This window comes from Leptolyngbya sp. FACHB-541, from assembly GCF_014695875.1.
In the GTDB taxonomy this organism is placed as follows: Bacteria; Cyanobacteriota; Cyanobacteriia; order Elainellales; family Elainellaceae; genus JAAUTN01.
Genome location: NZ_JACJPC010000034.1, coordinates 1 through 24135, shown reverse-complemented (window position 1 = coordinate 24135; position 24135 = coordinate 1). Strand labels below are relative to the sequence as shown.

General features: G+C 49.2%; 20 protein-coding genes, 1 tRNA gene and 2 pseudogenes. 9 read left to right on the top strand and 14 right to left on the bottom strand.

The window, feature by feature from the left end; translation table 11 throughout:
* Positions 1–20: 20 nt before the first annotated feature.
* The gene (locus H6G00_RS05295) at positions 21–1247 is read right to left on the bottom strand and encodes an AI-2E family transporter (RefSeq protein WP_190795929.1); all 1227 of its coding nucleotides are present in this window, start codon (positions 1245–1247) and stop codon (positions 21–23) included.
* Positions 1248–1466: 219 nt separating this feature from the next.
* A tRNA-Gly gene (locus tag H6G00_RS05290) sits at positions 1467–1538 on the bottom strand.
* A 203-nt stretch (positions 1539–1741) separates the two neighbouring features.
* On the opposite strand from H6G00_RS05290, the gene H6G00_RS05285 reads away from it, so the two are divergent.
* The 3 genes from H6G00_RS05285 (at position 1742) to H6G00_RS05275 (ending at position 4086) form a co-directional block, all read left to right on the top strand.
* Positions 1742–2365: a hypothetical protein gene (locus H6G00_RS05285; protein WP_190795928.1), complete on the top strand. Its 624-nt coding sequence runs from the start codon at positions 1742–1744 to the stop codon at positions 2363–2365.
* A gap of 220 nt (positions 2366–2585) precedes the next feature.
* Positions 2586–3119: a Dps family protein gene (locus H6G00_RS05280; protein WP_190643437.1), complete on the top strand. Its 534-nt coding sequence runs from the start codon at positions 2586–2588 to the stop codon at positions 3117–3119.
* 133 nt (positions 3120–3252) lie between these two features.
* Positions 3253–4086, top strand: a complete 834-nt coding sequence (locus tag H6G00_RS05275; protein WP_190795927.1) for a FecR family protein — start codon at positions 3253–3255, stop codon at positions 4084–4086.
* A 48-nt stretch (positions 4087–4134) separates the two neighbouring features.
* Here H6G00_RS05275 and H6G00_RS05270 read toward each other — a convergent pair whose 3' ends face one another.
* From H6G00_RS05270 to H6G00_RS05260, 3 genes are all read right to left on the bottom strand, one after another.
* A complete protein-coding gene (locus tag H6G00_RS05270) occupies positions 4135–4506 on the bottom strand; it encodes an SPOR domain-containing protein (RefSeq protein WP_190795926.1) in 372 nt (123 codons plus the stop codon).
* Positions 4507–4622: 116 nt separating this feature from the next.
* On the bottom strand, positions 4623–5390 hold the full coding sequence (locus tag H6G00_RS05265) for an MBL fold metallo-hydrolase (RefSeq protein WP_190795925.1): 768 nt from the start codon (positions 5388–5390) through the stop codon (positions 4623–4625).
* 5 nt (positions 5391–5395) lie between these two features.
* Positions 5396–6481, bottom strand: coding sequence for an ABC transporter substrate-binding protein (locus H6G00_RS05260; RefSeq protein ID WP_190795924.1), 1086 nt, complete (start codon positions 6479–6481; stop codon positions 5396–5398).
* Positions 6482–6668: 187 nt separating this feature from the next.
* Between H6G00_RS05260 and H6G00_RS36555 the strand changes: the two are divergent.
* Together H6G00_RS36555 and H6G00_RS05255 are read left to right on the top strand one after the other, a co-directional pair.
* Positions 6669–6782 (top strand): annotated as a pseudogene (locus H6G00_RS36555) (type I restriction endonuclease subunit R); the annotation flags it as partial.
* A 472-nt stretch (positions 6783–7254) separates the two neighbouring features.
* Positions 7255–8370, top strand: coding sequence for an aromatic ring-hydroxylating dioxygenase subunit alpha (locus H6G00_RS05255; RefSeq protein WP_190795923.1), 1116 nt, complete (start codon positions 7255–7257; stop codon positions 8368–8370).
* Here H6G00_RS05255 and H6G00_RS05250 read toward each other — a convergent pair.
* A complete protein-coding gene (locus H6G00_RS05250) occupies positions 8363–9529 on the bottom strand; it encodes an AI-2E family transporter (RefSeq protein ID WP_190795922.1) in 1167 nt (388 codons plus the stop codon). The two genes, H6G00_RS05255 and H6G00_RS05250, sit on opposite strands and share 8 nt — an antisense overlap.
* A gap of 33 nt (positions 9530–9562) precedes the next feature.
* Complete coding sequence (locus H6G00_RS05245) at positions 9563–10786, bottom strand: homocysteine biosynthesis protein (protein ID WP_190795921.1); 1224 nt, start codon at positions 10784–10786, stop codon at positions 9563–9565.
* A 105-nt stretch (positions 10787–10891) separates the two neighbouring features.
* Here H6G00_RS05245 and H6G00_RS05240 point away from each other — a divergent pair, with 105 nt between their 5' ends.
* Complete coding sequence (locus tag H6G00_RS05240; protein WP_190643427.1) at positions 10892–11416, top strand: hypothetical protein; 525 nt, start codon at positions 10892–10894, stop codon at positions 11414–11416.
* Between the two features lie 89 nt (positions 11417–11505).
* Here H6G00_RS05240 and H6G00_RS36550 read toward each other — a convergent pair.
* From H6G00_RS36550 to H6G00_RS05225, 4 genes and pseudogenes are all read right to left on the bottom strand, one after another.
* Positions 11506–11607: pseudogene (locus H6G00_RS36550) on the bottom strand (Uma2 family endonuclease); the annotation flags it as partial.
* A gap of 84 nt (positions 11608–11691) precedes the next feature.
* Positions 11692–13650, bottom strand: a complete 1959-nt coding sequence (locus H6G00_RS05235; protein ID WP_190795920.1) for an ABC transporter ATP-binding protein — start codon at positions 13648–13650, stop codon at positions 11692–11694.
* 133 nt (positions 13651–13783) lie between these two features.
* A complete protein-coding gene (locus H6G00_RS05230; protein ID WP_190643425.1) occupies positions 13784–14776 on the bottom strand; it encodes a pentapeptide repeat-containing protein in 993 nt (330 codons plus the stop codon).
* Positions 14777–14838: 62 nt separating this feature from the next.
* Positions 14839–16167 carry a hypothetical protein gene (locus H6G00_RS05225; RefSeq protein WP_190795919.1) on the bottom strand — a complete coding sequence of 443 codons (1329 nt, stop codon included), beginning with the start codon at positions 16165–16167 and terminating at the stop codon, positions 14839–14841.
* Positions 16168–16936: 769 nt separating this feature from the next.
* Here H6G00_RS05225 and H6G00_RS05220 point away from each other — a divergent pair.
* Positions 16937–18664, top strand: coding sequence for a metallophosphoesterase (locus H6G00_RS05220; protein WP_190795995.1), 1728 nt, complete (start codon positions 16937–16939; stop codon positions 18662–18664).
* Positions 18665–18767: 103 nt separating this feature from the next.
* Here the strand turns inward: H6G00_RS05220 and H6G00_RS05215 are convergent, their stop codons facing one another.
* Positions 18768–19616 (bottom strand): M48 family metallopeptidase, encoded by an 849-nt coding sequence (locus tag H6G00_RS05215; RefSeq protein WP_190643423.1) that lies wholly within the window; start codon positions 19614–19616, stop codon positions 18768–18770.
* A 233-nt stretch (positions 19617–19849) separates the two neighbouring features.
* On the opposite strand from H6G00_RS05215, the gene H6G00_RS05210 reads away from it, so the two are divergent.
* Positions 19850–20383 (top strand): DUF4330 domain-containing protein, encoded by a 534-nt coding sequence (locus H6G00_RS05210; RefSeq protein WP_190795918.1) that lies wholly within the window; start codon positions 19850–19852, stop codon positions 20381–20383.
* A 13-nt stretch (positions 20384–20396) separates the two neighbouring features.
* Here H6G00_RS05210 and H6G00_RS05205 read toward each other — a convergent pair whose 3' ends face one another.
* On the bottom strand, positions 20397–21908 hold the full coding sequence (locus H6G00_RS05205) for a bifunctional diguanylate cyclase/phosphodiesterase (protein WP_190795917.1): 1512 nt from the start codon (positions 21906–21908) through the stop codon (positions 20397–20399).
* A gap of 199 nt (positions 21909–22107) precedes the next feature.
* On the opposite strand from H6G00_RS05205, the gene H6G00_RS05200 reads away from it, so the two are divergent.
* Positions 22108–23232 carry an AI-2E family transporter gene (locus H6G00_RS05200; RefSeq protein WP_190795994.1) on the top strand — a complete coding sequence of 375 codons (1125 nt, stop codon included), beginning with the start codon at positions 22108–22110 and terminating at the stop codon, positions 23230–23232.
* Positions 23233–23236: 4 nt separating this feature from the next.
* On the opposite strand, the gene H6G00_RS05195 is transcribed toward H6G00_RS05200, so the two are convergent.
* A complete protein-coding gene (locus H6G00_RS05195) occupies positions 23237–23992 on the bottom strand; it encodes a DUF4351 domain-containing protein (protein WP_190795916.1) in 756 nt (251 codons plus the stop codon).
* Positions 23993–24135 lie beyond the last annotated feature (143 nt).

Genomic DNA, 24135 nt, shown 5'->3' with positions numbered 1-24135 from the left:
ATGCTCTAAAACTAAGCTTTTCACCCAGAAATTTCTGACTCTTGCTGGCTAACTTCTGGGATTTGAAGTTGCCTTGTATCTCCGTTTGTCTCTTCTCTAGAAGGGTCAATTTCAGGTAAAGGATGTTCTGCTACCGGATGGGTATGATCGTCTCGATGAGTCACAGTGCGAACTGCAATCAGGAATTCTTTGAGCAACACTGCAATAGGAACGGCGACGACAACGCCCAGCAATCCTCCAATCCTGGCTCCAGCAAGAATGGCAATGAAGACCCAGAACGGATTTAAGCCTGTAACAGTGCCTAATACTCTAGGGGCAATAAAGTTCTCAACAATTTGCTGCACAATCAGCGCAGCTGCCAAAAGTTGAAATGCCAGTCCAATATTTTGCAACGCGACGAGTAGTGTTACTAGCACAATCCCAACGGTGCCGCCGAATGGCACCAGTGCCATCAGCCCAATCGTCAAGCCAAACAGCAACCCAAAAGGAACCTTGAGCAGCAAAAATGCTGAGGTGAGTCCCAACCCCATGCAGGTAGCTGAGATGATTTGCCCAAAGAAATAGTTTTGAAAGCTGAGCCTTAACGTTCGAGAGAAGGGCTGCTGAAGGCGGGCGGGCAACCAGCCAATCAAACTGCTCCAGATGGCATGGCTGTTTTGCAGCAGGTAAAATGTCAAAACTACTGTCAGTAGAATGTCTAGCAGCCTGACTACGGTGAACACAGTCAGGTTTAGCGCCAGATTCAGGGTTTGTCCAGCAACACCCTGCAATTCCCCGGTTAGTCGAGCATTAAGCTGGGCCGCTAATCCATCCAGGCTGATCGGCAAGCCTAATACACTGATGCGCTCGTCTAGCATGACGAGTTGCCGTCGCCCAGAGTCAATCCATTCGGGTAATCGTGCGACTAGCTGTTGGGCTTGCGTAAAGGCAAGCGGCACCAACGTCACGCCTAATGCCAACACAATTAGAATCGCCACCAAAAAAACCAGAATCGCTGCCTGCCCTCGCTTGATTCTGCCCTTTTCTAACCAGCGAACTGGGTAGTTCAGCAAAAAGGCAGACAGAGCTGCTGTCAGCAAGACGATGAACAGAGAGCGAAAATAGCCAAAAATTTCAGAAAACGCCCAGGCATTCAGCACAGTCAAAGGTGCGGCCAAGGCGATCGCCAATAGCCGCGAGAGTGGAGTGAGCGCTTCCCACCACCTGACCAATCTGCTTTTGGATGTGGATGACCTGGAACCAACCATGAAATCTGATCTTGGAGTGTCCTATTGGTTATTATGCGGGACTCCAGTACCAGATGCGTGTGTCTGAAGAGGAATACCAATTTTCAACTGCCTCCAACCCGCAAACTCAGTCTGAAGGAATTAGCGTCCTCAAGGTTCTCCCTTGCCTGAACTATCGGGCTGGAGAGCTTGACATCAGCAAGAATCGCTATAAACAGCCAGGAAAATGGATTCAGAAGAAGCGGGTGATGGGACTCGAACCCACGACATCAAGCTTGGGAAGCTTGCGTTCTACCACTGAACTACACCCGCAATTTAAAGCACTTTCAACCAGAATTTGTGCTTATCAAGAATAGCATTTGTGTGATGCTATTCAACAATTAAACGGCTGTCTGGATGCCGTAAGAAACTGTAACAAGATTACCCTGTGAGGCTAGCCGAGGGGGTGAAGTAGAAGGGGGAGCGATCGCCATAAAGTAGAGGAAAGATCACCCCCTATACACAGGTGTATTGACATGGCATTCGGCATTGGCATTGACGACGTTTTTGGTGGCGTTGGCGATTTGATCGATTTAGTTGATCTCGACGACCTGATCGATAACATCAACGACATTGATCTGGATGACTTAGGTAATCTGTTTGATGACTTGAGCGGCGACATTGGTGACGTATTTGACGACTTGATTGACGACATTGACAATGCCGTCAACGGCAACAACGGCAACAATCGCATCCGAGGCAACCGTCGAGACAACCTTCTGGCTGGGCTCAACGGCAACGACACCTTGCTCGGTCTGGGTGGCGATGACTTGCTTTTGGGTGGTGCGGGCAACGATCGCCTGGAAGGTGGTACAGGGGATGATGTTTTGCTGGGTGGCAGCGGCAGTGACACCTACGTCGGCGGCAGAGGCAGCGAAGTTTTTGTCTTAGAAATTGGCAGAGGGCGAGATTTGATCACAGATTACAAAGACGGAACAGACAAAATTGCTCTGCTGAGTGATTTAGAATTTAGCGACTTGAAGATCAGCCAAAGAGGGAGCAATACCTTAATCAATAAAGGCAATGATCTGCTTGCAGTTATTCAAGGAGTAAGAGCCAGTACCATTACTGCAAACGATTTCACAAACTTCACCGTATAGCAGAATGTGTAGCAGCTTTTGGAGCAATATAAAGCAAAGCGTGGGATTGAAGCTGTTTCCTGAAATGCTTGCTCCGCCAGGTTTTTGGCAATCGCTCCTGCCTGTCTAAAGCTACTTGTCTATGCCATTCAGCCTACTACAATCCCTCATTTGGTTGATGCCTCTCTTGGAGTAGTTTGGTGAGCTAGTAAATGGAGTCGATTTGAAAATACCTAAAGCAATGCGTAAGTTAAACATAGGTCTCACTGACGAACAGCGCCAGGGCGTAATTACCCTGCTCAACCGGGATTTGGCAGATGCTTACCTGCTGCTAATCAAAACAAAGAAATATCATTGGGATGTTGTTGGTCCTCAGTTTCGCTCTCTGCATCAGTTGTTAGAAGAGCACTATGAAACATTGACTGAGACCATTGATGCGGTCGCCGAACGTGCCCGCGCTTTGGGTGGCTACCCCATCGGTACGGCAAGAGAATTCTTGGAATACACTTCGATTAATGAGCATGTAGGTGACCTGCCTACAGCTACGGAAATGGTAGCTCGCCTGATGGAAAACCACGAGCAAATCATTCGCAACCTGCGTGGACACATCGATCAGTGTTCTGAAGAGTTCCATGATGAAGGAACCGCTGACTTCCTCACCGGATTGATGGAAGGACACGAGCAAATGGCTTGGATGCTGCGTTCCTTTATTGAAGGCGAATCAATTCAGCCTTCTGGCGATCGCGTTGGTACAGAAACCGTCGGCATGAAGTAAGGCAGTCTCTTAGCGTAACTACCTCCTCCTAATTCAATCTTCTTAACACAGTAGCTTAGCAGCCCTTAACTGGGCTGCTTTTTTGATCCGGTTAATTGTAGACTGCGGAAGGATGCAAGGGTTGATGCGATCAATGAAAAAATATTGGCTGCCCTTAGGTTTGCTGCTAGCACTAAGCTTCCCTGATGCAGCAAGACAGGTAGACGCACAGTCTCTCCAGGTTCGGGTAGATCGCTGGCTAGAGGTGCGCGAAGCGACAGGGACAGTCACTTATCAACAGGGGCAAAATTCCCGCAACGCCAGGGTGGGCACGAGGTTACAAGCCGTAGGTGAAACAATCCGCACGGGACAGGGAGCAAATGCCGTATTAGCGGTAGATACAGGGATTGGGTTCGTCAACGTTTCGGAAAACACGACCTTGCGGGTGCAAAGCCTGGAAGCGACAAACAGCGGCGGTCGAATTACGCAACTTCAGGTTTTAGGTGGGCAAGCCCGTTTACAAGTGCGGCGATTGACTAATCCTGACTCCAGGTTAGAAATTCAAACACCTGCAGGCGTGAGCGGCGTTCGGGGAACTGATTTTGGCGTGAGTGTTCAGCCCGACGGTAAAACAGGGGTAGTGACCTTAGAGGGAGGGGTCGTTGCTTCTGCTCAAGGACAGTCGGTCGCTGTGAATGCAGGATTTCAAAGTCTGGTCATTCCAGGTGAACCGCCTTCGCCTTCGGTGCCCTTGAGAGATGATCCAGGTTTAGATTTGCGCCAGCTTACCGCAGAACCAAACCGAACTGCCCGCATTGCTGGTCAGGTTGACCCGGTAAATTTAGTGCAAATTGAGAATGAACCGTTGGTGCTCGATCGCCAGGGCAATTTTGATGTAACCGTTCCTCTACCTGCCAACAGAAGCATTGAGGCTGTCGTCACAACTCCGCTGGGCAAACAGCAAGTTTATCAATTGTTGATTCCCTAACACAGAGCATTTCAATCGCAGATCATGAATGTGTAGACCCTGCCTAGATCAAAAGTAAGCGACTCGTGCGTCTAGTCCTCGCGATCGCAGTACTCGCGATAGGTTTTCTGCACCAGAACGATTGGGAAATGCCCCTGCCTGGACATAGTCCCCTAATCGTGAATCTGCCAGAAATGCATCGGGCACACACTGCCGCACCACATTCAGGGTGTTGTCTCGGCGTGCAGGCACAACCACCACATACCGAGAGGTAGGCGATCGCCCCAACACAATCACATTTCCCTGCTGTGTCGTGTTAAAGCTACTGCTTGTTGCACAAACCGACTCAGCAGTTTGAGCCTGCACGGTCGCTGTGAACGGCTCAGACAAACAGCTGAGTGCAGCGATCGCAAGCAATCTATGCAAAGTTTTATGGATCATAGACCAGAGGCAGAGTAAGTGCGTTCTACCTTTATACCAATTCCAAAAATTAGGGCTACAGATGGAAGGGCACCTCGCGGAGGGGGGTGCCCCTCCATCTGTTTAAAGAAACGCCCTTATAAACGCTGCTCTGCAGGACAGCCAGGTTTACGTTTAGCCTCTAGATACTCTGCCATGATTTGCTGATAGCGCGATCGCCCAAAAATGCTGTAGTGACCTGGATAAACAGTGTCAACCGGAAGTTTTTGCAGTCGCTCATAGGTCTGAATGTAAGTCGGAATGTCGCTGCAGTGGAGTTGGTCTAACAATTCGCCGTCATAAACCACATCACCTGAAAACAGATCTTGAGACTTAGCGTCGTACAATCCAATGCAACCCGGTGAATGTCCTGGTAGGTGCAGTACCTCAAAGGCGCGATCGCCCAGATCCAGCACATCCCCCTCTTTCAAAACCTGAGTTGGCTCAGCCGCATGAAGCGTATATTGAGTCACGGTGAAATCAGCATGGGGCAGTTGCTCGAAGTGTTCTTCTAACACCCAGCCTTGCTCAGCAGTACAAAGCGCTTCGTGGTCATCTCCCGTTTCCAGAGCTTTTGCCTCTGCTGCATGAATGGCCCGGTGGTCAAACTCATGCATTCCACCTGCGTGATCAAAGTGAATGTGAGAGGCGATCGCCAACAACGGCTTGTCGATCAGCGAAGCAATGTGCTGACGCAAGCTAGAAACGCCAAGCCCCGTATCAATTAGCAGGTCCTGCTTCTGACCTTTAATCAGCCACAAATTTGCCCGATTCCACCAGTAATAGTGAGGCTCGCTGAGCAGATAGAGCCAGTCATTGATCTTTTCGGTAACAAACCAGTTTTCACAAATAGGTTTAGTTGACACGATAGTTACGCACTTGCCTGAAGTGCTTGTACATATTTTGGCTCAAGCCGCGCCTCCAGATCCGCAGGAGCCTCCGGAATTTGTTCTTGTGTGACCAAAAACTCACCTAAAGACTGTAAGTGTTTTGCTAAGTAGATGTCGCTATCAGGGTTGCTCAGCATTTCAATATTCTTTTCTAAACTGGTCAGGTCAACCCCTTTTAGCTCAGTTCCAACGTCTTCTGGCGCTAGCTCTAGGCGATCGCCCACAATCGCATACGCTTCGTCAGAATTGGTTTTCAAAAACTCGATGCCTTTGAAAATCCCGCTTACAAAAGCCTCGCCCGCAGTCGGATTTTCCTCCAAGAATTGAGGACTAAAGATGTACACATCCAAAATAGCGGCTGGCATCTTGGAGGTGTCATAGATAATTCGTCCATCCGACTGAGCATCATTGGCTTGCTTTAAGAAGGGAGAATAGGTCACGGCAATATCAATTTGACCTGCCTGATAAGCTGCCGCTGCTGCATCTGGCGTGACATTCAAAATCGTTACATCATTAGCAGTCAAACCCGCTTCTTCTAACACTTGAAGCAAGAAAAAGTGGCTAACCGCACCTATTTCAACTGCAATTTCTTTCCCCTTAAACGCAGCAATATCGGCAATGCTATTGCGGGCTAGAATTCCATCTCCCCCTAGTGAAGAGTCTGCAATCTGAATAATGCGATAGTCCTGTCCTTTTGCCGCTAATGCTACTGCTTCGGAGGTGACGTTGTTTTGCCCCTGAATTTGGTTTGAGGCAAACGCCGCATCTGCTTCTGCGCTGGCACTAAACACGTTGTAGGTAAGATCTAAGCCACCTTCTTCAAAAAAGCCTTTTTCCAAGGCTACATATAGGGGCGAGTAGCCAATCCAGAGCGTGCTGCCCGTAGAAGCCGCAACGGGTTCTGCTGGTGCGCTGGCAGTGTCTGTTGCTTCAGAAGACGTTTCTGAGGTCGTTGGTGTAGACTGGGCGCAAGCATGAAGGGTCATCCCTCCGGCAAAGCCACCCATCAGATACATCGCTTGACGACGACTAAGACGACGAGTAAAAATCTGTGGCTTTTGTCCCATTCTTGCTACGCTCCTCTCTTAAGTGCCTGAATCACACCTGGGATGTGTCCGAAGCAGTGATAGGGACTAATTAAGCTGATTCTGTCGAGAGAAAATGTCAGGGAAACTACAGTTTGCCGTCTGAATATTACGGTTGTCATAGAATCAGGTTTGATAGCATGAGCATAATTCTGTAATTCATGCTCCAATGTCAATTGCCATTACTGAAGCTATTACAACAATTGCCGAGGCAGAACGACGATTTCAACTGTCGCGGACAGAAGACGAGGCATTTTTCTTAGAATGGCAGACCCGTTTACCTCAAGCCAGGAACTCTATGCAGCTTTGCAGATTTTGAAGCGGATTGGGCAGATGATTGGGGAAGCCGGAAGGTAGGGGCGATCGCTCATACTCTAAAATCTAATCCGGCTCAATACCTTGCGATCGCCTCTCAGCTCCTTCATTACAAATCAGCGTATGATTCAAGTCACTCGAAGTGCCTTCATTACAGTTCAGAACTACTCAGTTAGGTTTCGGGAAGTGATTCAAGTCACTCAGAGTGCCTTCGTTGGGGTTCAGAACTGCTTCGTTGGGTAGTTATTGCCTTCTGTTGCAGTTTCAAGAGGCTCTGTTGGTAATTACAACCTCGTGAATGCGATCGCCTTCCTGGGATTTACGGATAGTTTGTTTCTAGTCGCGTCGTTTTTCGTAGTACGCAATTCGTGATCAATAGAGCAGTAATCTTCCTCTCTCGTGACTAGATTAGAAAAAAGTTTTGAGAGGGCGATCGCACCATGCACAGTCTCAATACCTGGCAGCCTCAATCTTTACCTACAGAAGCTATAACTCTTCCCGCAGAACTGTACACTTCTGAAGTAATTTATCAGTTAGAGCAAAGGCTGATTTTCGGCAAAACCTGGTGCTATGTCGGACATGTAAGTCAGCTTCAGGGTGCAGGTTCATACTTTACGGTAGAGCTTGCCGAACAGCCTTTGATCATAGTGCAAGACCAGTCAAACAATCTACGCGGATTCTTTAACGTTTGCCCTCATCGTGCTGCACCTTTAGCCACAGACAGCGGCAAATGTAACCGTCTCACTTGCCTTTATCATGCCTGGAGCTTTGACTTGGAGGGCAATCTCAAAGGCATTCCTGATATGCAAGAGGCAGAGAATTTTAGTTGGGCAGATCAGGCGCTAACACCCATCCAGATTGATACATGGGGACCATTTATTTTTGTCAACCTTGACTTGAATGCGCCCCCTTTGGGGAATCAGTTAGGGGAATTGCCAGAGTTATTTAAGTCTTACCAGTTCAATGAATGGGCGAGAGTTCACAGCGTTGACTACTACACCGATACAAACTGGAAGCTGTATGTAGAAAACAATGTGGAAAGTTATCACGAATTTTCGGTTCACTCCAGCATTGCCAAATACTATAAAGCGACAAAAGCTGAAGCTAGACATCACTACTATTTACAGTACGCCCCTTTCCCACCCGATGATGAATACTACTCAATGGACGCAGATCTCATCTTTTCAGGATTAGGAGACGTGGAGAAACACGGTAAATGGACCGTTAGTTTGTTTCCTAATTTTGCCTGGATTATTCGTCCCTGGATTGCAATTATTTACCTGATTGATCCACAGGGGCGATCGCGCACTCGTATTCGTTGGGATTGGCTGGTGCCAGATACAGAAGCCGCAAAATCACCCCAAAATTTGGAGCCACTGATTCAGTTTTTTGACAACATTCAGCAAGAAGATCTGCGGCTGTTGCCTGCAATTCAAAAACGCATCCAGTCCTCAGGTTATCGTCCTGGTCGCCTATCGCCCACCCGTGAAGTGGGAACTCACTTGTTTCAAGAATTAGTTATGCGGCACTTGACTCAAACTGTAGATTCTAAGTGATTGGGGCAACTTCACTATCCATTAATTCTTCAGAATCTGCTTCACAGGCTTCGGGGTCGAGGATGCACTCAAGCTTGGTGTTAGGCTCATCGGGGTCAAGCGGATTGACGAAAAAAGCCCCTGTTTGTGGCGGTAAGGTTGGGTCGAGCAACAGTTCTGCAATCGTTTTCACCATTCCTGCCAGCGGAATTGCCAGAATTACGCCCAATAACCCGCCAACTTTGCCACCTACTAGCAATGCAGGTAGCACAATAGTGGGGCTCAGTCCTGTCAGGTTGCCCAGAATGCGCGGTGCAAGCAAGTTATCTTTGACTTGTTGAAGGGCGATCGCCGTTCCCACAACCTGCACTGCCAACCACCAATCAATAAATGCCACCACCAGTCCCACAACCACAATTCCCAAGGTTGCGCCAATGAAGGGAATCACTTCCATCAAGCCAATAAATGTGGCAAACACCAGGAAAAATGGAACTCGCAACCACCAAAACGCAAGTGATAAAGTGACTGCCATGAACAGCCCTAACAGCAGTTGCCCTGAGAAAAACCGCTGCAAATTACGCCGAAAGGAGTCGGTCAAGTATTCTTGAATAGGGGGCGCAAAAAAACTGGTGACACCATTCCACAGTCGCTCTCCATCAAGCAACATGTAAAACGAGATCACCAGAATCAGAATTAGATCTACTACCCAGTTAAATGTGCCTAACAGCAGCCCTACTCCACTAGAGGCAATGGTTTCAGCTTGACCCTGTAGCTCAGTCAAAAGCTGCTCCTGCAATAGCGGAATTGCAAATCGTATTTGGTGAACCTTGCTCCAGTTTTGCAGCCCTTCTAACTGTTGTTGTCCAGAAGCGATAAGTTCTGGTGAGTCAACGATGAGTTGTTGTGCTTGAGTCAGAACGGGAGGGGCGATCGTAACTCCAATTAGCCCAACGGCAGCTCCAGCAAGAAGGTAGACCAGTCCAGCAGCGAGTCCACGCGGCATGAGGGTATGCAGTCTTGCAACCAGATAGTTGAGCAAAAAGGCAATTAACCCAGCCGTCACCAAGATGCTGATTAACTCACTAAAATACCTCAATGCATTGAGGGTCATCCATCCTGTAATTAAAATCAGCGCCCAAGTGATGAGAAGTCGCTGTAGTGGCGTAAATAAACGATCCATTATTTTCAATATAAAAACTCAATTCTAGATCTATTACTCTAGACTCACCTGAGCGCCAAGTTGATCCTGCGCCAAAAAAGTTCTATCCATTGGAATAGGGGCCACAGGCTCAGTTAGAGTGAATTTTCCGGCTTCTATCCATTGCTTTAGCTCTAGTGCGACCTGCCGTGACAAAAAGATACTGGCAAGAGGAGCAACTCTTACACTTTTACCGTCAATGGTGAGACGACCCGTTTTGAGCTGAGCATAGCTAACCAACCCAAACGTAGGACGAACTCGTCGCGGAATCGAGAAGTCTACTACAGGAGCTACCAGGTCTTGATCTTGAACAGCACAGCGAACGACGACTTCCTCATTCAAAACGGGTAGCGGAATGCCTACGCCAATCATGATTGACGGTCCGTAGCTTTTGAAATAACAGCCTTTAACCCAACGGGGACTCATCTGTTTTGCATCGCCGATCAGCGCCAGAGTAGCGGCAGGTCCAATGGGGGTACGGTTAGGCAAGCGCTTTTGTAGCGGAAAGTGCTGAGTGCCTTCCCAGGCAACATAGCCTTCACCACCGCCCAGGAAGACGCGAGTGCCAATGCCGATCAGCTTCAAGTCGGGGTCATTCAGCAACGGGGAAACAGCCCCAGGGTTGGAATAAACAGCATTTGCTAGCTGCGGTTGGAGTGGCCCTAAGTAGGTAAAGAGAGGGCGATCGCCTCCATTCACCCCAACGATAAAATTTTGGTAGACGTTGCGCGGGTTATACAAATAAAACTGATTGATCGTTTCGCGGGTAATCGTCGTTTCCAGAGAAGCGCGAGAGTAGCAGTCAGTGACCTGCCCGATCGCCCGTAGATGAACCGGTTTGCCCGCAATCAGGTCGGCGATGACATGACCGCCGCCGCGATCGCGCACTGCATTACGGGAGCGAGAATCGCGCTCATCTGCGTCAGCCAATTCGCCCATGCTAGAGTATTCTGTCATTTGGGTTGCGCCCAAATACAGGTCAACCGCGCCAAACCCAGAATAAGCTAGCACCCCATCCATCCAACATTGACGAATCTTGATCGGCGGATCAGTGTGTCCCAGGTTGAGTACCGCGCCTGAAGACTCCATCGGCTCAAAGGTGCCGGTGGTTACTACGTCCACTTCTTTAGCTGCCTGAGTCACGCCTACTTCTTTAACTCGCACCTTGAGTTCTTCAACCGTCCAAACGACTGCCTGTTGTTGCTTGATTTTGTGATTAATTTCATTAACGGTACGCATGAGTAAAGCGGCTTATTCCTTGAGGCAGTTGTAAATGCAGAGTCAAAAGAGGACACTCTGTGCAATAGCTTTATCACAATTCTGCAGAGCAATGCAGGTCAAGGCATGGTAAAACCGAACGGAGTTGGGAGAAAACTAAACAGGGTTGGGAGAAAAAGACGAGACGAGACTGGAAGTGAAGGTCCCCACCAGAGACCTCGGCTACTCTTACGAGTTCTGAGCTTTTTGGCGATCGCACTCTGTATTGGTGTCATCGCAGGTTTTCTCATTAGCTTCATTGTTGAAGCCTTTTCGATTAGTTTAGGGCAGGGAATTCAGAGTTTGTGTGCAGGTGCCCTGCCCTTGATCGTGATTTCCTACATCACTTACTTCACACCGCTTCTGCAGCCCCCTCGCATCATTCCCACATTCAATATTTACTTCGTGTTTGCCCTATGGACGCTGGCACTGTTCATTTTGTCGGCACTGTGGCGAGATGGAGGAAATGATATTCCAGTCGCGGAAATGCTATTTTCATTCACGCTCAGCATGATTTTGTCGATTTCTAATCGAATTTCTTTCGAGGCATTTCTGGCTTGCGCCTACGGCGTTCTCACTGGTTTTCTGCTGTACGTCGCGCTTTCAAATTAACGGGGCAAGGAAATCTCCTACAAAGAGGTGGAGGCGTTATGCGCCTCCACCTCTTTCATTTGTAGCTGGTTGAAATGAAGCGGTAACAACTAGAAATCTAGTTCAGTAAACAGTTCTGTGACAGACAGCGTGAAGCCTGGAATGATATCTTCTCCTTCCAAGCTGTCAGTCAGTTTGAGTAATTTGTCGGGTTAGGCAAGAAGCATCATCGTATTCTTCAGCAATGCCGAGTGGGTCTATGTTTATGCTAACTCCGGTCAGGATTGCCTAAGCGACTAGTTGACTGCGATACCCCGTTTTGCTTGGCGATCGCGAATATGCTCCAGATCGCCCAGCGGAATGGCTGAAATCAGTTGACGCGTATAGGGTTGCTGGGGTGATCGGTAGATTTGGTCGGCGGGTCCCATTTCCTCAATCTTGCCTCGGTTCATTACCATGATGCGATCGCTCATGAACTTCACCACCGCCAAATCATGGGAGATGAAGATGTAAGTGAGTCCAAACTCCTGCTGCAAATCCTTCAGCAGGTTTAGCACCTGCGCCTGCACTGACACATCCAGCGCAGACACCGACTCATCGCAAATGATGAACTTAGGATTCAGCGCTAGGGCACGGGCAATGCAGATCCGCTGTCGCTGTCCGCCAGAAAACTCATGGGGATAGCGATCGATGCACTGAGGGTCTAGTCCTACCCTTGCCAGCAAATCTGCCACTCGTTCTCGCTGGTTGCGACGACTTGCGCCGATTGAGTGAATCTTCAGCGGCTCCATTACCGCTTCGCCAATCGAAATACGTGGGTCCAGTGAACTGAAAGGGTCTTGAAAGATAATTTGCATATCTCGGCGCAGCTGCCGCAACTGCTTTGCGCCCAGCTTTAGCACATCTCGCCCTTCAAAGAAGATTTGACCACCCATCGGCTTTACCAGTCGCAGCAGCGTTCGGGCCAGGGTAGTTTTGCCGCAGCCTGACTCGCCCACCAATCCCAGCGTTTCACCCCGATAGATGTTAAAGGAAACGTCATTCACTGCCATCATGTAGCGTTGAGTCTGCCCAAACATGCCGCGCAGAGGAAACCCAACTTGCAGATTTTGCACCGAAACGAGAGCGTCTTGCCGCTGCAACTCACTTAAGCGCTGGTTGATGTCTACTTCGCTGACCTCAGCATTCATCCGCAAAGCCTGATTTACGTCCAGTGACTTTTCTCGAATGATTGGCTCACCTGTAGGTGTGGTGGTGACTTCCATGAAGTCCGAGATGGTGGGCAAATAGCGCAGACGACGGTTCGGTTGCGGACGACAAGTTAGAAGTCCTCTGGTGTAAGGATGTTGTGGGTCAGAATAAATTTGCCAGACAGAGCCGCATTCGACAATCTTGCCCTGATACATCACCGCAACCGTATCGGCAATTTCGGCAATGATGCTGAGGTCGTGAGTAATGAAAATCATCGACATGCCCCGGCGATCGCGCAACTCTCGCAGCAAGTCGAGAATGGTCGCCTGCACCGTCACATCCAGCGCTGTAGTTGGCTCATCCGCAATCAGCAGCGAAGGGTTGCAAGAGATCGCCATCGCAATCATCACCCGCTGAATCTGCCCACCCGATAGCTCATGTGGATAGCGTTCTAAAATCGCGTGCTTCTGCCGATTTATCTCCTGTAAAATTTCTCGTTCTGAAGGCTGTTCAGCCACGGATGCTGAAGCTCGTCCTGCTCGCGCGGGCACACCCGCAACTTTTTTCTGCCATTCCTCCAGACAGCGCTGCTTGAGTTCCTCATCGCTGGGCAACAGCTTTACCTCTTGCAGCAAATTAATTGCCCTACGCCGCGCCTCTGGCACAGGAATATCCTCATGCTGCCGAATCGCCTCAATCAACTGAAACCCACAGGTAAAAACCGGATTCAGCGAACTCAGCGGTTCCTGAAAAATCATTGACACCGCTCCGCCGCGATATCGCTGCATCTGTTCTGGAGCTAAAGCCAACAGATTGATGGGTGCTGCATCCTCTTCCAGGTTGCGAAACCAGATTTCGCCGCCCGTCACCCGACCGGGTGGGCAGGGAATTAACCCCATTACAGCAAGGGAGGTGACTGACTTGCCCGACCCCGATTCGCCCACAATTCCTAGGGTTTGACCACGCTGTACTGTAAATGAGATGCCATCAACCGCTTTAACCAGGTGATCTTCTGCGCGAAACTGCACCTGGAGATTGCGAACGTCGAGAATAGTGTCACTCATGGGAATCAAACAAAAGTCAGCACACGAAATTTAGATGGATCTTAACAGTGTCAACTGGTTTGTGCTGTTAATTTAGGTATGTTTTGTTGGGGGCAGTAGACAGTACTACTTTCCATTCCCATCCTTCATCCCTCTAGTCATATACCCTGCCATCGGGCAACGTTGCGCCTCTCAAGTCTGCCCCCATCAGGTTGGCGCTGCTTAACTCTGCCCGGACCAGGTTGGCGTTAGTTAAATCAGCGTTCGTCAAATTAGCTCTGGCAAAGTAAGCATCAACCAGTTCTGCCTCCCGTAGATTGGCCCCCTGGAGGTTTGCCCGACTTAAATCAGCCCGAGTTAACCGAACTGCGATCAGCATCGCCTGCCTCAAGTCTGCTTTGATTAGCTTGATGTCCGGCATTACGGCTCCCTGGAAATTTACGCCTGCCAGGTCAGCTTCGGTCGCATCAGCTCGCTCTAGCTTAGCGTTTGCCAGGTTGGCTCGACGTAGATTTGCGCCCACCAGCTTTGCTTCGGTTAGGAATGCTCCTTTCAAGCTAGCTTCATCCAGGTCGGCTTCGCTCAGATCGGCTCCCCGCAGTGTTGCTTCGCTTAAATTCGCGCCCCGCAAATCAACTCTAGAGAGATTTGCGCCTGTCAGGTTTGCGCCGCGCAAGTCTGCCTTTCGCAAGTTTGCGCCACGCAGGTTGGTGCTGTAGCGGCGATTTTCTTCACGCATGTTGGCTCCCCGCAGGCAGGCTCCGGTTAGGTTTGCGCCGCTCAAGTTGGTGTTGCGTAAATCTGCATCGATCAGGTTGGCATCCAGTAAATTCGCCAGGGTCAGGTCAGCACTACGGAGGTCGGCACTTTGCAGCATGGCTCCGTGCAGGTCGGCATCGCGTAACTTAGCCCCGATTAAGTCGGCTTGGCTCAGGTTGGCACCACTCAACCGGGTGGACAACAAGTTTGCCTTGCTTAAAGTGGCTCGATTGAGATAGGCAAAGACCAAAATCGCATTGTGTAAGTCTGCTTGGCTCAGGTCTACGCCGATTAAATCTGAACCTGATAGGTCTGCTCCAGATAGGTTTGCACCCACAAATTTTGTTTCACCAGTTGCATATCGACTGAGCAGTTCACTTGCATTCATGTTCGCAGTGTTCCGAGAACGGTTAAATCTGATCGGTTGGAATAAAAGATTTTTGGCTAAGCCTAATTCTTAAAGAGATCTTCAACTGCGGTTAAAAAGGCTTCATAAGCCTGTTGATGAGAGTTTTGTCGCTCTAGCGAACTGTCAAGAATGGTGCTAGGAATCACTGGTGAGTTTAGTCCAGGTTGGGGATAGTCTAATGGGTTAGATGGTTCAGCAACGGGTGCAGTTGGTGGATATCCCTGAATTGGGAGCTGAGGTGGGGAGTTGATTTGAGTTGTAGAAGTGGAACGGGGCGATCGCTCAACCATCTGAGTTGAGCTGGGCATCTGCATTTGCTGAAGACCAGCAGCATAAAAGGGTTTGGCAGCCCGGAGAATAGCACCTGCTGCTTGATGGTACTGATCAGGCTCCGCCAAAGCTTTAGCCGTATTTTCTAGCTTTACCTGAAGGTCATTCAAGCTGAGATGATTGAGGAACACGTCACGCAAGAGGTCATCCAGAGTTTGTAACTTGAAGGCCGTCCAGCTTTCATCATTTTGGTCAAACTGGTCATAAAGTGTGGAGAAGATCAGAACTTTGGCCCTGAGTGGATTGGTCTGTTTCATTAATTCCAGGCGCAGATCAAACCAGTCAAAAGAGCGCCTGATCTGCTCAAGCACCTGTGGATTGGAGTCGGGGTTAAATTTGGGAGCAGTCGTAAGCTTTGAGGGAAAGGTAGGAAGCTGGGGCAGATTGGTAATTTGAATAGGCTCTGGCTGGTCCATGCTATCGGGCAGAAGTTCGTTGTAGAGCGGCCCAAAGGTGACGACAATTTTGTTGGCGATTGGAGTGTACTTTGACTGGCGATTGAGCGTCTTAACGATGCTGTAGAGGACGTTTTTTAGCTCTTCTAACGTGGGTGCCAGTTCGTGAATGTGCTGAACTAAATTGAGGAAATCAATATTGTCTAGAATCGCTGGATTATTTTCCCAGTGATTGCCGCTGGCGCAAAACAAGAGCTTTTTGATACCTAGCTGCTCGCGATCGCGAGCTAACTCCCGTGCAATTTTGCGGTAATGGCTTTGGAGTGACACCTCTTGAGGCAGCGGCTCATAGTCGGGATAGGCTTTCCTCAGCGCGTTGGTGATGGCATTGGCGACTAGCGTATATTCTGCTTGCTTGTTTAAGGTTTTGACTACTCCGTTCAAGAAAAGCCTGAGTTGCTCCACCGTAGGGGCAGTGTCCAGCAGGCTTTCCAGTAAGTTTCGCAAGTCAAACTCATCTAGACGAGCTTGATTGCTCTCCCAGATATCCGTACAGGCATAGACGAGCAGCTTCTTAATTCGCGTCAGGTTTTGATCCTGCGCCAACTCCTGTAAGACTTCGTTAAGGGAGCATGGGGTTGCCATTGTTTCCTCTAGAAAAAATGCACCAAAAAAATTTGCTTGATCACTTTTTCCAACGTCAGACCGATTTTATCGGGAACTTTAGGTAGAATGCCAAGACCAGTCTGCGCCAAATCGAGCTACATTCGATTTAAAAACACTTTCTTTACACCATCTTTAAATAAGCTGCCCCAGATACTACTGAACCTGAGGATGAATTTGGGCGTAGAAGAGCTTAGAACATTTCTTTCGTACGGAACTTCTACAACAGTGATTCGACAAGTCATTCAGAGAAGTCCGTTTGGACAAGTCTGTTTGGACAAGTCTATCGATGTGGGCAGGATGGGACAGCGTGAAACCTATTGCTCATCTAAGATTCGCTGGGTCACGCAGTCGCTTTGCCCAACCTGTATGAAGTAATTTTGAGAGCTACCACGACGTATCGTTCGTGGATAGCAGCGCTAACTGGTTCCCACTTCTAGCTCTAATTTCTAAAAGTCGTTTGTCAGCTTTGACTGAAGCCGGACACTCAACCCGTTCGCGATCGCACCCTTCTACCTACGTACACCCATTGTAGAGGTATTATAAGCTTCATTTTCATGACTACAGCTATATCTCTAGTGCAGTAGGATGAGGGCGGAAGTTGAGACCACCGGGGGGAAAAACTACGCGCTCTCTTAGAAGGTTAAGGATTTCTAGCTATTCCAATGGTCGCATTCTAATGATGGCGATCGCCCTGCTGACCTTTCTGTCCTATGGGGTCCTGGTCGTTAGTCTAGTGACACAGCAGTTCATGGTTTCTACGTCCAGACTTTTAACCGATCCGTTTTTGCAGCTACCGACCGAAAACTCGGTGCAGGTAGTTTGGTTTACAGAATTTGAGGGCGATCGCCACCAGGTGGAGTATGGAGAAAATTTCGAGCAAACGGCGATCGCAGCCACCACTAAGCTGAGCCGAGTCCGAGAAGATCAGAAATCTCGGGTTGGCGAACAAACCGAAGATGGACAGATTTACAACGCGCCAGTGATGCGGGATATTTGGCGACACGAAGCTGAAATCACAGGGTTAACTCCCAACATTCGAGTGCCCTATCGGGTGAAGAGTACGGAGGGAATTGGAACGGTTAGCAGCGATGAGTTCACCCTTGCCGCCCGCCCCCAAGCAGGCACGCCGCTCAAAATTTTGCTGACTTCCGATCACCAGTTGATGCCGCTCACGCCAACAAATCTGCAAAAGGTGGTAGAAACCGTTGGGCGAGTCGATGCGGTGTTTGCGGCGGGCGACCTGATTAATATTCCCGATCGTGCTTCAGAATGGTTTGACGACAATCGGGGTGGGGCATTTTTCCCCAGCCTCCAGGGACGCACCAATCAACAGCTAGATCAAGACGACCTAAAAATTTCCTCCAATGGTGGAGAAATCATTCAACATGCACCGTTATTTACGGCGATCGGCAATCATGAGGTGATGGGTCGATTTTCGATGGAGTCTGACTTAAACGAGCAGTTCAACGATCCTTACCCTAAGCAGGCGGCTGAGCAGCTTTATGCTCAAATCAATGCCCAAAATTCTGCTCAGAGCAATACTCAAAACGCGAAGCAGCTTGACCCTGAAGAGCAACAGACCCGCGAACTGTGGCTAAAAGACAACACGTTTAATACATATACCTATCAAGAGATTTTTACCCTGCCAGAGAGTCAATCGGGTGGCGAAAAGTATTACGCTGTCAGCTTTGGTGATGTGCGGCTAGTGGTGCTGTACGCTACTAACATTTGGCGCGTTCCCAGTCTGGAGCCAAATGCCAAAGGCAGATACCGGGAGCGACAGGACGACCTGGATGACTCGACTCGCTGGGGCTATGGACAGCATATTTTTGAGGCGATCGCCCCAGGCAGTCCGCAATATACCTGGCTGGAGTCAGAGCTAAACAGCCCAGAATTTCAGCAAGCTAAATACAAAATTGTCATGTTTCATCACCCTCCTCATTCCCTGGGTGACAATATCGTTCCGGCTTACACCGATCCGGTGCAACTCATTGACCGCGATGTTGAGGGGCGCATTCAGTCTGTGCGCTATGAGTATCCCAAAGAGGCAGACTATCTGATTCGAGATGTGGTGCCGCTGCTGGAGCAGGCAGGCGTTCAGCTTGTATTTTACGGACACTCCCATTTGTGGAATCGCTTTGTCGACGCCAGCGGTATGAATTTCCTGGAATCCTCTAACGTTGGCAACACCTACGGAGCCTACCAAGAAAAGCAGCGAGCGGTGCCCACCGGCTACCAGGAAGAATATATCGCAACGGGTGATCCAAACCACCTTCAGCCCGTTGTTCCTAGCCTTGCTCCCCTACAGGGAGACAATGGTCAGTTCTTGCCCTATATTTCCAGCAATAACATCACCGTTTTTAGCATTCTGGATACGAAGACGGGAACTGTGGACAGCTACCGCTTTGATGCAAAACAACCAGAACAAGGGGTAGCCAAGTTTGACGAATTTTCACTAACAGAAGGTCGAGAGTAAGGGTATTAGTCGCCAGTCATTTTCTATATAAAGCTGAATATTTTGGAGCGTGTCCCGCGTACGCAGGACACGCTCCAAAATATTCAGCCTTGAAGAGTCAGAATTACAACAACGGGCTAATGCGATTTCGATAAGCAGCGTTGTCTAAGCCAGTGCCACTATTTGCCGTTGCCGGATCGATTGCCGCTTCTAGTGCCTCAATGCGAGCGTCCGTTGCGGGGTGAGTACTCAGGAAAGTCGGTACGGAGCCTTGCCCCATTAGTTTTTCCATGAACGCAACCATTCCACTGGGAGCATAGCCTGCTGATCGGAGCGTTTCTAGCCCGACGGCATCTGCTTCGAGTTCGTCTTGGCGGCTGTTAGGCCTGCTGATCGCGAGCTCTACGCCAATGTTGACGGCGGTGTTGCGGTCGAGTCCGGCAGCGCTTGCAACCCCAGAGGCAATCGCCCGCTGCCGCATTTGTTGAACCGCGTGTCGCTCTGAGATATGACCAATTTCATGGGCAATGACGCTGGCTAGTTGCGCCTCATTGTCTGCAGTTTTGATCAAACCTGTGGTGACGTAAACATAGCCACCCATCGTTGCAAAAGCATTCACCTGATCGTCACTCACGACCTGGAAAGTATAGGGAATATCAGGGCGTCCACTATTAGGGACTAATTGCTGCCCAATGTCATCCACGTACTCATTAATGCTGCTGTTGGTGTAGCGTCTAAACTGTTGGCTAAGTAACTGCTGATTAATCTGTCCGCCTAACGTAACTTCCTGGTTATCAGACAGGCTAGAAAGCTGAATCACCTGAATTCCGCGAAAAATCAGATCGAGCCAGGGAATTGCTTGTCCAGGTTGGGGTGTACCGATGATGCATCCCAGTGATACGATGACCGAAATTAAGCCATAAAACCAGCGCCGACGGATTTGGTAGGAGAGGCGAGAAAGAAGCTGGGACATAACAGGTTTATGAAGCGAATGGTAGAAGGATTTACTAAAAAGTTCTAGAAAGCAAGGACGAAATCTTGGATACTTATGTTGCCATTCTAAAATTTCTGGTGGCATTCAATTTGGGCTTGAGGGGTTGAGTGATGCCCAGTTGTGATAGGCTGACCAGTGTTAAATCAGTGTTCTTGGGCTTTTAAGGCGATCGCCCCAAAGCAGAATGCTGTCATAAGTTTGAGATGCGTCTGATGGCTATTCTGGATTCTCAAGGTCGATTGTTTGGCAAACTCAGCATCCTGGACATTGGAGCTGCTCTGATCATTCTGCTAGTTGTGGCAGGTATTTTTCTGTTTCCCGGCACGTCTGGCTCTGTGGCTCAGTTAGGCATTCCCACCAAGCCGATTGAAGTAGATGTGATGGTGCGAGGGTTGACGGTTGCTGAACCTGAAGGTTTGCTGGCAGATCTGGAGGAAGCCGGAGAAACCAGCATCATTATTCGGAATCAACCGTTTGGACGAGTCGACATAAAATCAATTCGGACTTTGCCCAGAACAGTTGCAACGCCTCAGCCTGATGGTTCCGTTGCTGCGCTGGATGACCCCAGACCGGAGCTAGATTTTACAGTAGACATGCTGATGACGCTGGGTGGCGATGCCGAAATCACCAGTGATGGTCCGGTTTTAGGTAACAACAAGGTCAAAATTGGGGTGCCGATTGAGGTCGAAGGCCCAACCTACCGATTCAATACCTCTGTTGTGGGCGTGCGGGTGCTAGAGGAATAAGCTTACCAACAAGTTACCAACAAGGCGATGTGGCGATCAGGGTTGCGGCAGCTTCGTGACTGAGCGGTTCTGAGAAAAGGTAGCCCTGCCCGTATTCGCAATCCAGCGATCGCAACATTGCTAACTGTTCTTGAGTTTCAATGCCTTCAGCGATCACGGTCATGCCTAAGTTGTGGGCCAGCGTGACGATGGCACGAACGATTTCATTATTTTCCTCGTCTAGCCCAATGCGGCTAACAAAAGATTGGTCAACCTTAAGCGTGTCTGCCGGAAAACGGTAAAGATGGCTGAGCGAAGAATAGCCTGTACCAAAATCGTCGATGCCTAACCGTACATTCAGCGCTTTAATCTGCCCAAGGGTAGCGATCGCCGCTTCAATATCCTCCATCACCATGCTTTCTGTGATTTCTAACTTTAGAGTTTGAGCATCTAGCCCGGTTTCTGCCAGGACACATTCAACCTGGTTGATCAAATTGGGCTGAGCAAACTGCCTGCTAGAGAGATTAACGCTGATCACCATCGGTGGATCAGCCGGAAACTGTTGCTGCCAGGTTCGCAGTTGTTGACAGGCTTGCAGCATTGCCCAATAGCCAACTGAGGTAATCAAGCCACTATCTTCAGCGATCGGGATGAATTCCGCTGGTGAGATCAGTCCGTGTTTAGGATGCTGCCACCGAGCTAGTGCCTCAAATCCAGCAATCTTACCTGTTTGGAGCGACACCAGCGGCTGATAGTGTAGGCGCAGTTCTTGTCGCTCTACGGCTCGCCTCAAGTCAGTTTCGATTTGCAGCAGCGTCACGGCTTGTACTCGCATACTCGGCTGAAACAGGGCATAGCGTGCCCGTCCCAAACTTTTGGCGTGATACATTGCCGTTTGAGCATCGCGCAGCAGATCGTCAGACCAAACATAGCCTGTCGAGCTGAGCGCAATGCCAATGCTGGTTGTCAAACAAACTTCGTGCGCATCAATTTCAAACGGCAAGTTGAGCTGAACTTGTAGGTGATGTGCCGCCCAGCTTGCCTGATCGGTAAACTGCGCCTCGCGCAGCAGGATAGCAAATTCATTACCTCCCACCCGTGCTAGCAAATCCTGGCAGCCGATGCCGGTTTTGAGCCGATCGGCAATTTTGACCAGCAGGCGATTGCCATTCTTAGAACCTAATTTCTTATTGACAGACTTAAACCGATCAAGATCCAAAAATAGGACCGCAAACCCATCTTGCTTGTACTGATTGGTTTGCCGAACGCTGCACTCTAGCTGCCGCATAAACAAGGCACGATTGGGCAAGCCCGTGAGGCGATCGCGAAATGCGGCATGGTGCGATCGCCAAGCTAACAGAATTCCCCCTGCCACAATCAGCCCCACGCTTTGTGTCAGTAGAATGCCCTTTAGCAGCAACAAGACTAAACCGATCCCAACTGAGATACCTAGTAGAACAGGTTGCAGCGAAAAAACGGTAACGCCACTTAGGTTGCTCAGCGTTGAGCGGATTAAATTAGGAAATCCAGATAAGTTGGAAACCACAAAGATTTAGAATAAGCCAAAACTGCAAACTAACTTTTCTTTTAATCGAAATGTAATGAAATGTGAATAAACATGCAAGACCTGGGTGAGCAAAAATTCTCCCTTCCCTTTTCCGTTCACCCTTCCGAACCTCTATACAATCTTGAAGTCCTGGCAAAATTAAAAGTATTGTTTTAGTGAGGCAGTTCGATTGAAAGTTGTGCCTGAGCAGCGTATCTCTATTTCCCTATCGAGCGTGTTGCTCATTTTTGGAATCATCCCGCTGCTAATCGTACTGTGGCAACTGCGAAGCCTGATCGTGCTGTTGATGATCTCGGTTGTGTTGGCAGCGGCGATAGCCCCCGTGGTGGATTGGGCAGAGCGTTGGCGAATTCCTCGCTGGCTCACAGTCGTTTTGGTTTACCTCGCCCTGATTGGTGGACTGACTGGAGTCAGTTTATTGATTGGCCCAACCGTTTTTACACAAATTGAGCAACTGATCAGGCAGTTGCCCATTTACATCAACAACGTACTCGCTGTTGTAGAAGATCGGCTGTTTACCCTAAACAACACCCGTCCAGAACTGGTCAATCAGATTGAGCAGTTTCTCAATTTTCAGGGAATCACGGCCTGGGTGATCCGATCGAGTCAGCAGCTACTAATTCGGTCCTACAGTCTGACCACAGGGATCGTCGGTGGAGCTTTTAGCCTAATTCTGTCGATATTTGTCTCAGGCTACATGCTTTCCGATAGCCGCACCTTGATTAACAGTTTGACACGCCTTCTGCCAAAGCCTTGGGATGAGCGACTAGCTGCACAGGTTGACCCCATTGCCTATCGAATTGGTAGCTATATCCGTGGGCGAGTACTAGTTTCAGCAATTTTAGGGGTGGTGATTACTACTAGCTTGAGCTTTCTTGGACTCTCAGATTTTGCGTTGGGTTTGGGGGCGATCGCCGGGGTCACCAACCTGATTCCTTTCCTCGGCCCGATTTTGGGTGCTGTCCCTGCTTTAGTTGTAGCCCTCTCCCAAGGCTGGTGGACCTTACTCTGGGTATTCCTGCTATTTGTAATCATTCAAAATGTCGAAACCTACGTGCTAGACCCGTTGCTAGTTGGCAGTTCAGTTGGAGTTCATCCGCTGTATCAACTGCTGGCAGTACTAGGTGGCACTCAGGTTCTAGGAATCATTGGCGCAATCATTGTGCCTCCCTGGGTCGCTGGAGCCGCCGTTTTGTTAGAAAATCTCTACCTGCAACCCAAACTTGCGGCTGAAAGGCAGACGAGGATCAGCTCAGACAGTCCAACATCAGACAGTCCAACAACCGTTGCTTTAACAAAATAGAAGCTTATCTATTCTGGTTCAGCCAGGTCACCAAATCAGTCTCGTCAGAAAAATCGAGCAGCGCTTCCCCTAGCTCTTCTACCCGCTGAATTGGAAGATTGCGAATCTGTGCTTCCTGATCAGAATTAAGCTGCCCTAAGCGGCGGTGAAGTTGACGCAGAATAACAGAGACTTCACCTTGCTGAATGCCCTGCTGAATGCCCTGCTGAATGCCTTGTTCCATCCAACTTGTAACGATCTCCATGACTTGCTCTCGCTCGGTTAGCCCCAGTTTATCAATCTCAGCCTGGAAAGTTTGTTCTTCGGCTGCGTTTAACTTCAGACAGGTATCGACAAATCCAGAAATCAACTGCATTCGAGCCGGATCAAGGCGCAAGGTTGCTAGTAAGCGCAAGCATTCTGCCTTCACTTTGGGTCTGTCCTTTGGAGCAATCTTCATTTTTGCCATTAGTGCAGCAGCAACGGGATTACGCTGTTGAAGGAAGTCTCGCCAGTTCAGGCGATTAAGCTGAATTGCAGCGTAGTTAAAATCGAGAATTTTGCGATCGGGAAACTGCACTTGATAACGGGACGGCTCTGCTCGCTGAGGTGCATCAAAGGAGAAAATTACGACTGGGTAAACCGGCAGCTGATATTTTTCGTGAAGCCGAGCGAAGTAGTGAAACATTCGTCTAGCAAACTCGGCTTGAGCTTTGGACTGATTTTCTAAGTGAATCAGGAAACAGGTTTCTTGTCCTTGAAATCGAACTTTTGCCAGCATGTCAACTTCTCGACGTTCCCCAGAAGTTATCCCTCTTTCATCACTCTAGGCGGAGTAAAATAAGAGTGAGTTTCTCCAAAGTTAGATAGGGCAATGGTTACACCCCGCCAAGCCGTTAGTACAGTCACGTTCATCGACAACTA

Excerpts from the sequence above, each read along its gene's own strand:
- H6G00_RS05295 (WP_190795929.1), bottom strand. The coding sequence starts at position 1,247 with ATGGTTGGTTCCAGGTCATCCACATCCAAAAGCAGATTGGTCAGGTGG.
- H6G00_RS05285 (WP_190795928.1), top strand. The coding sequence starts at position 1,742 with ATGGCATTCGGCATTGGCATTGACGACGTTTTTGGTGGCGTTGGCGAT.
- H6G00_RS05280 (WP_190643437.1), top strand. The coding sequence starts at position 2,586 with ATGCGTAAGTTAAACATAGGTCTCACTGACGAACAGCGCCAGGGCGTA.
- H6G00_RS05275 (WP_190795927.1), top strand. The coding sequence starts at position 3,253 with ATGAAAAAATATTGGCTGCCCTTAGGTTTGCTGCTAGCACTAAGCTTC.
- H6G00_RS05270 (WP_190795926.1), bottom strand. The coding sequence starts at position 4,506 with ATGATCCATAAAACTTTGCATAGATTGCTTGCGATCGCTGCACTCAGC.
- H6G00_RS05260 (WP_190795924.1), bottom strand. The coding sequence starts at position 6,481 with ATGGGACAAAAGCCACAGATTTTTACTCGTCGTCTTAGTCGTCGTCAA.
- H6G00_RS05255 (WP_190795923.1), top strand. The coding sequence starts at position 7,255 with ATGCACAGTCTCAATACCTGGCAGCCTCAATCTTTACCTACAGAAGCT.
- H6G00_RS05250 (WP_190795922.1), bottom strand. The coding sequence starts at position 9,529 with ATGGATCGTTTATTTACGCCACTACAGCGACTTCTCATCACTTGGGCG.
- H6G00_RS05245 (WP_190795921.1), bottom strand. The coding sequence starts at position 10,786 with ATGCGTACCGTTAATGAAATTAATCACAAAATCAAGCAACAACAGGCA.
- H6G00_RS05240 (WP_190643427.1), top strand. The coding sequence starts at position 10,892 with ATGGTAAAACCGAACGGAGTTGGGAGAAAACTAAACAGGGTTGGGAGA.
- H6G00_RS05235 (WP_190795920.1), bottom strand. The coding sequence starts at position 13,650 with ATGAGTGACACTATTCTCGACGTTCGCAATCTCCAGGTGCAGTTTCGC.
- H6G00_RS05230 (WP_190643425.1), bottom strand. The coding sequence starts at position 14,776 with ATGAATGCAAGTGAACTGCTCAGTCGATATGCAACTGGTGAAACAAAA.
- H6G00_RS05225 (WP_190795919.1), bottom strand. The coding sequence starts at position 16,167 with ATGGCAACCCCATGCTCCCTTAACGAAGTCTTACAGGAGTTGGCGCAG.
- H6G00_RS05220 (WP_190795995.1), top strand. The coding sequence starts at position 16,937 with ATGGTTTCTACGTCCAGACTTTTAACCGATCCGTTTTTGCAGCTACCG.
- H6G00_RS05215 (WP_190643423.1), bottom strand. The coding sequence starts at position 19,616 with ATGTCCCAGCTTCTTTCTCGCCTCTCCTACCAAATCCGTCGGCGCTGG.
- H6G00_RS05210 (WP_190795918.1), top strand. The coding sequence starts at position 19,850 with ATGGCTATTCTGGATTCTCAAGGTCGATTGTTTGGCAAACTCAGCATC.
- H6G00_RS05195 (WP_190795916.1), bottom strand. The coding sequence starts at position 23,992 with ATGCTGGCAAAAGTTCGATTTCAAGGACAAGAAACCTGTTTCCTGATT.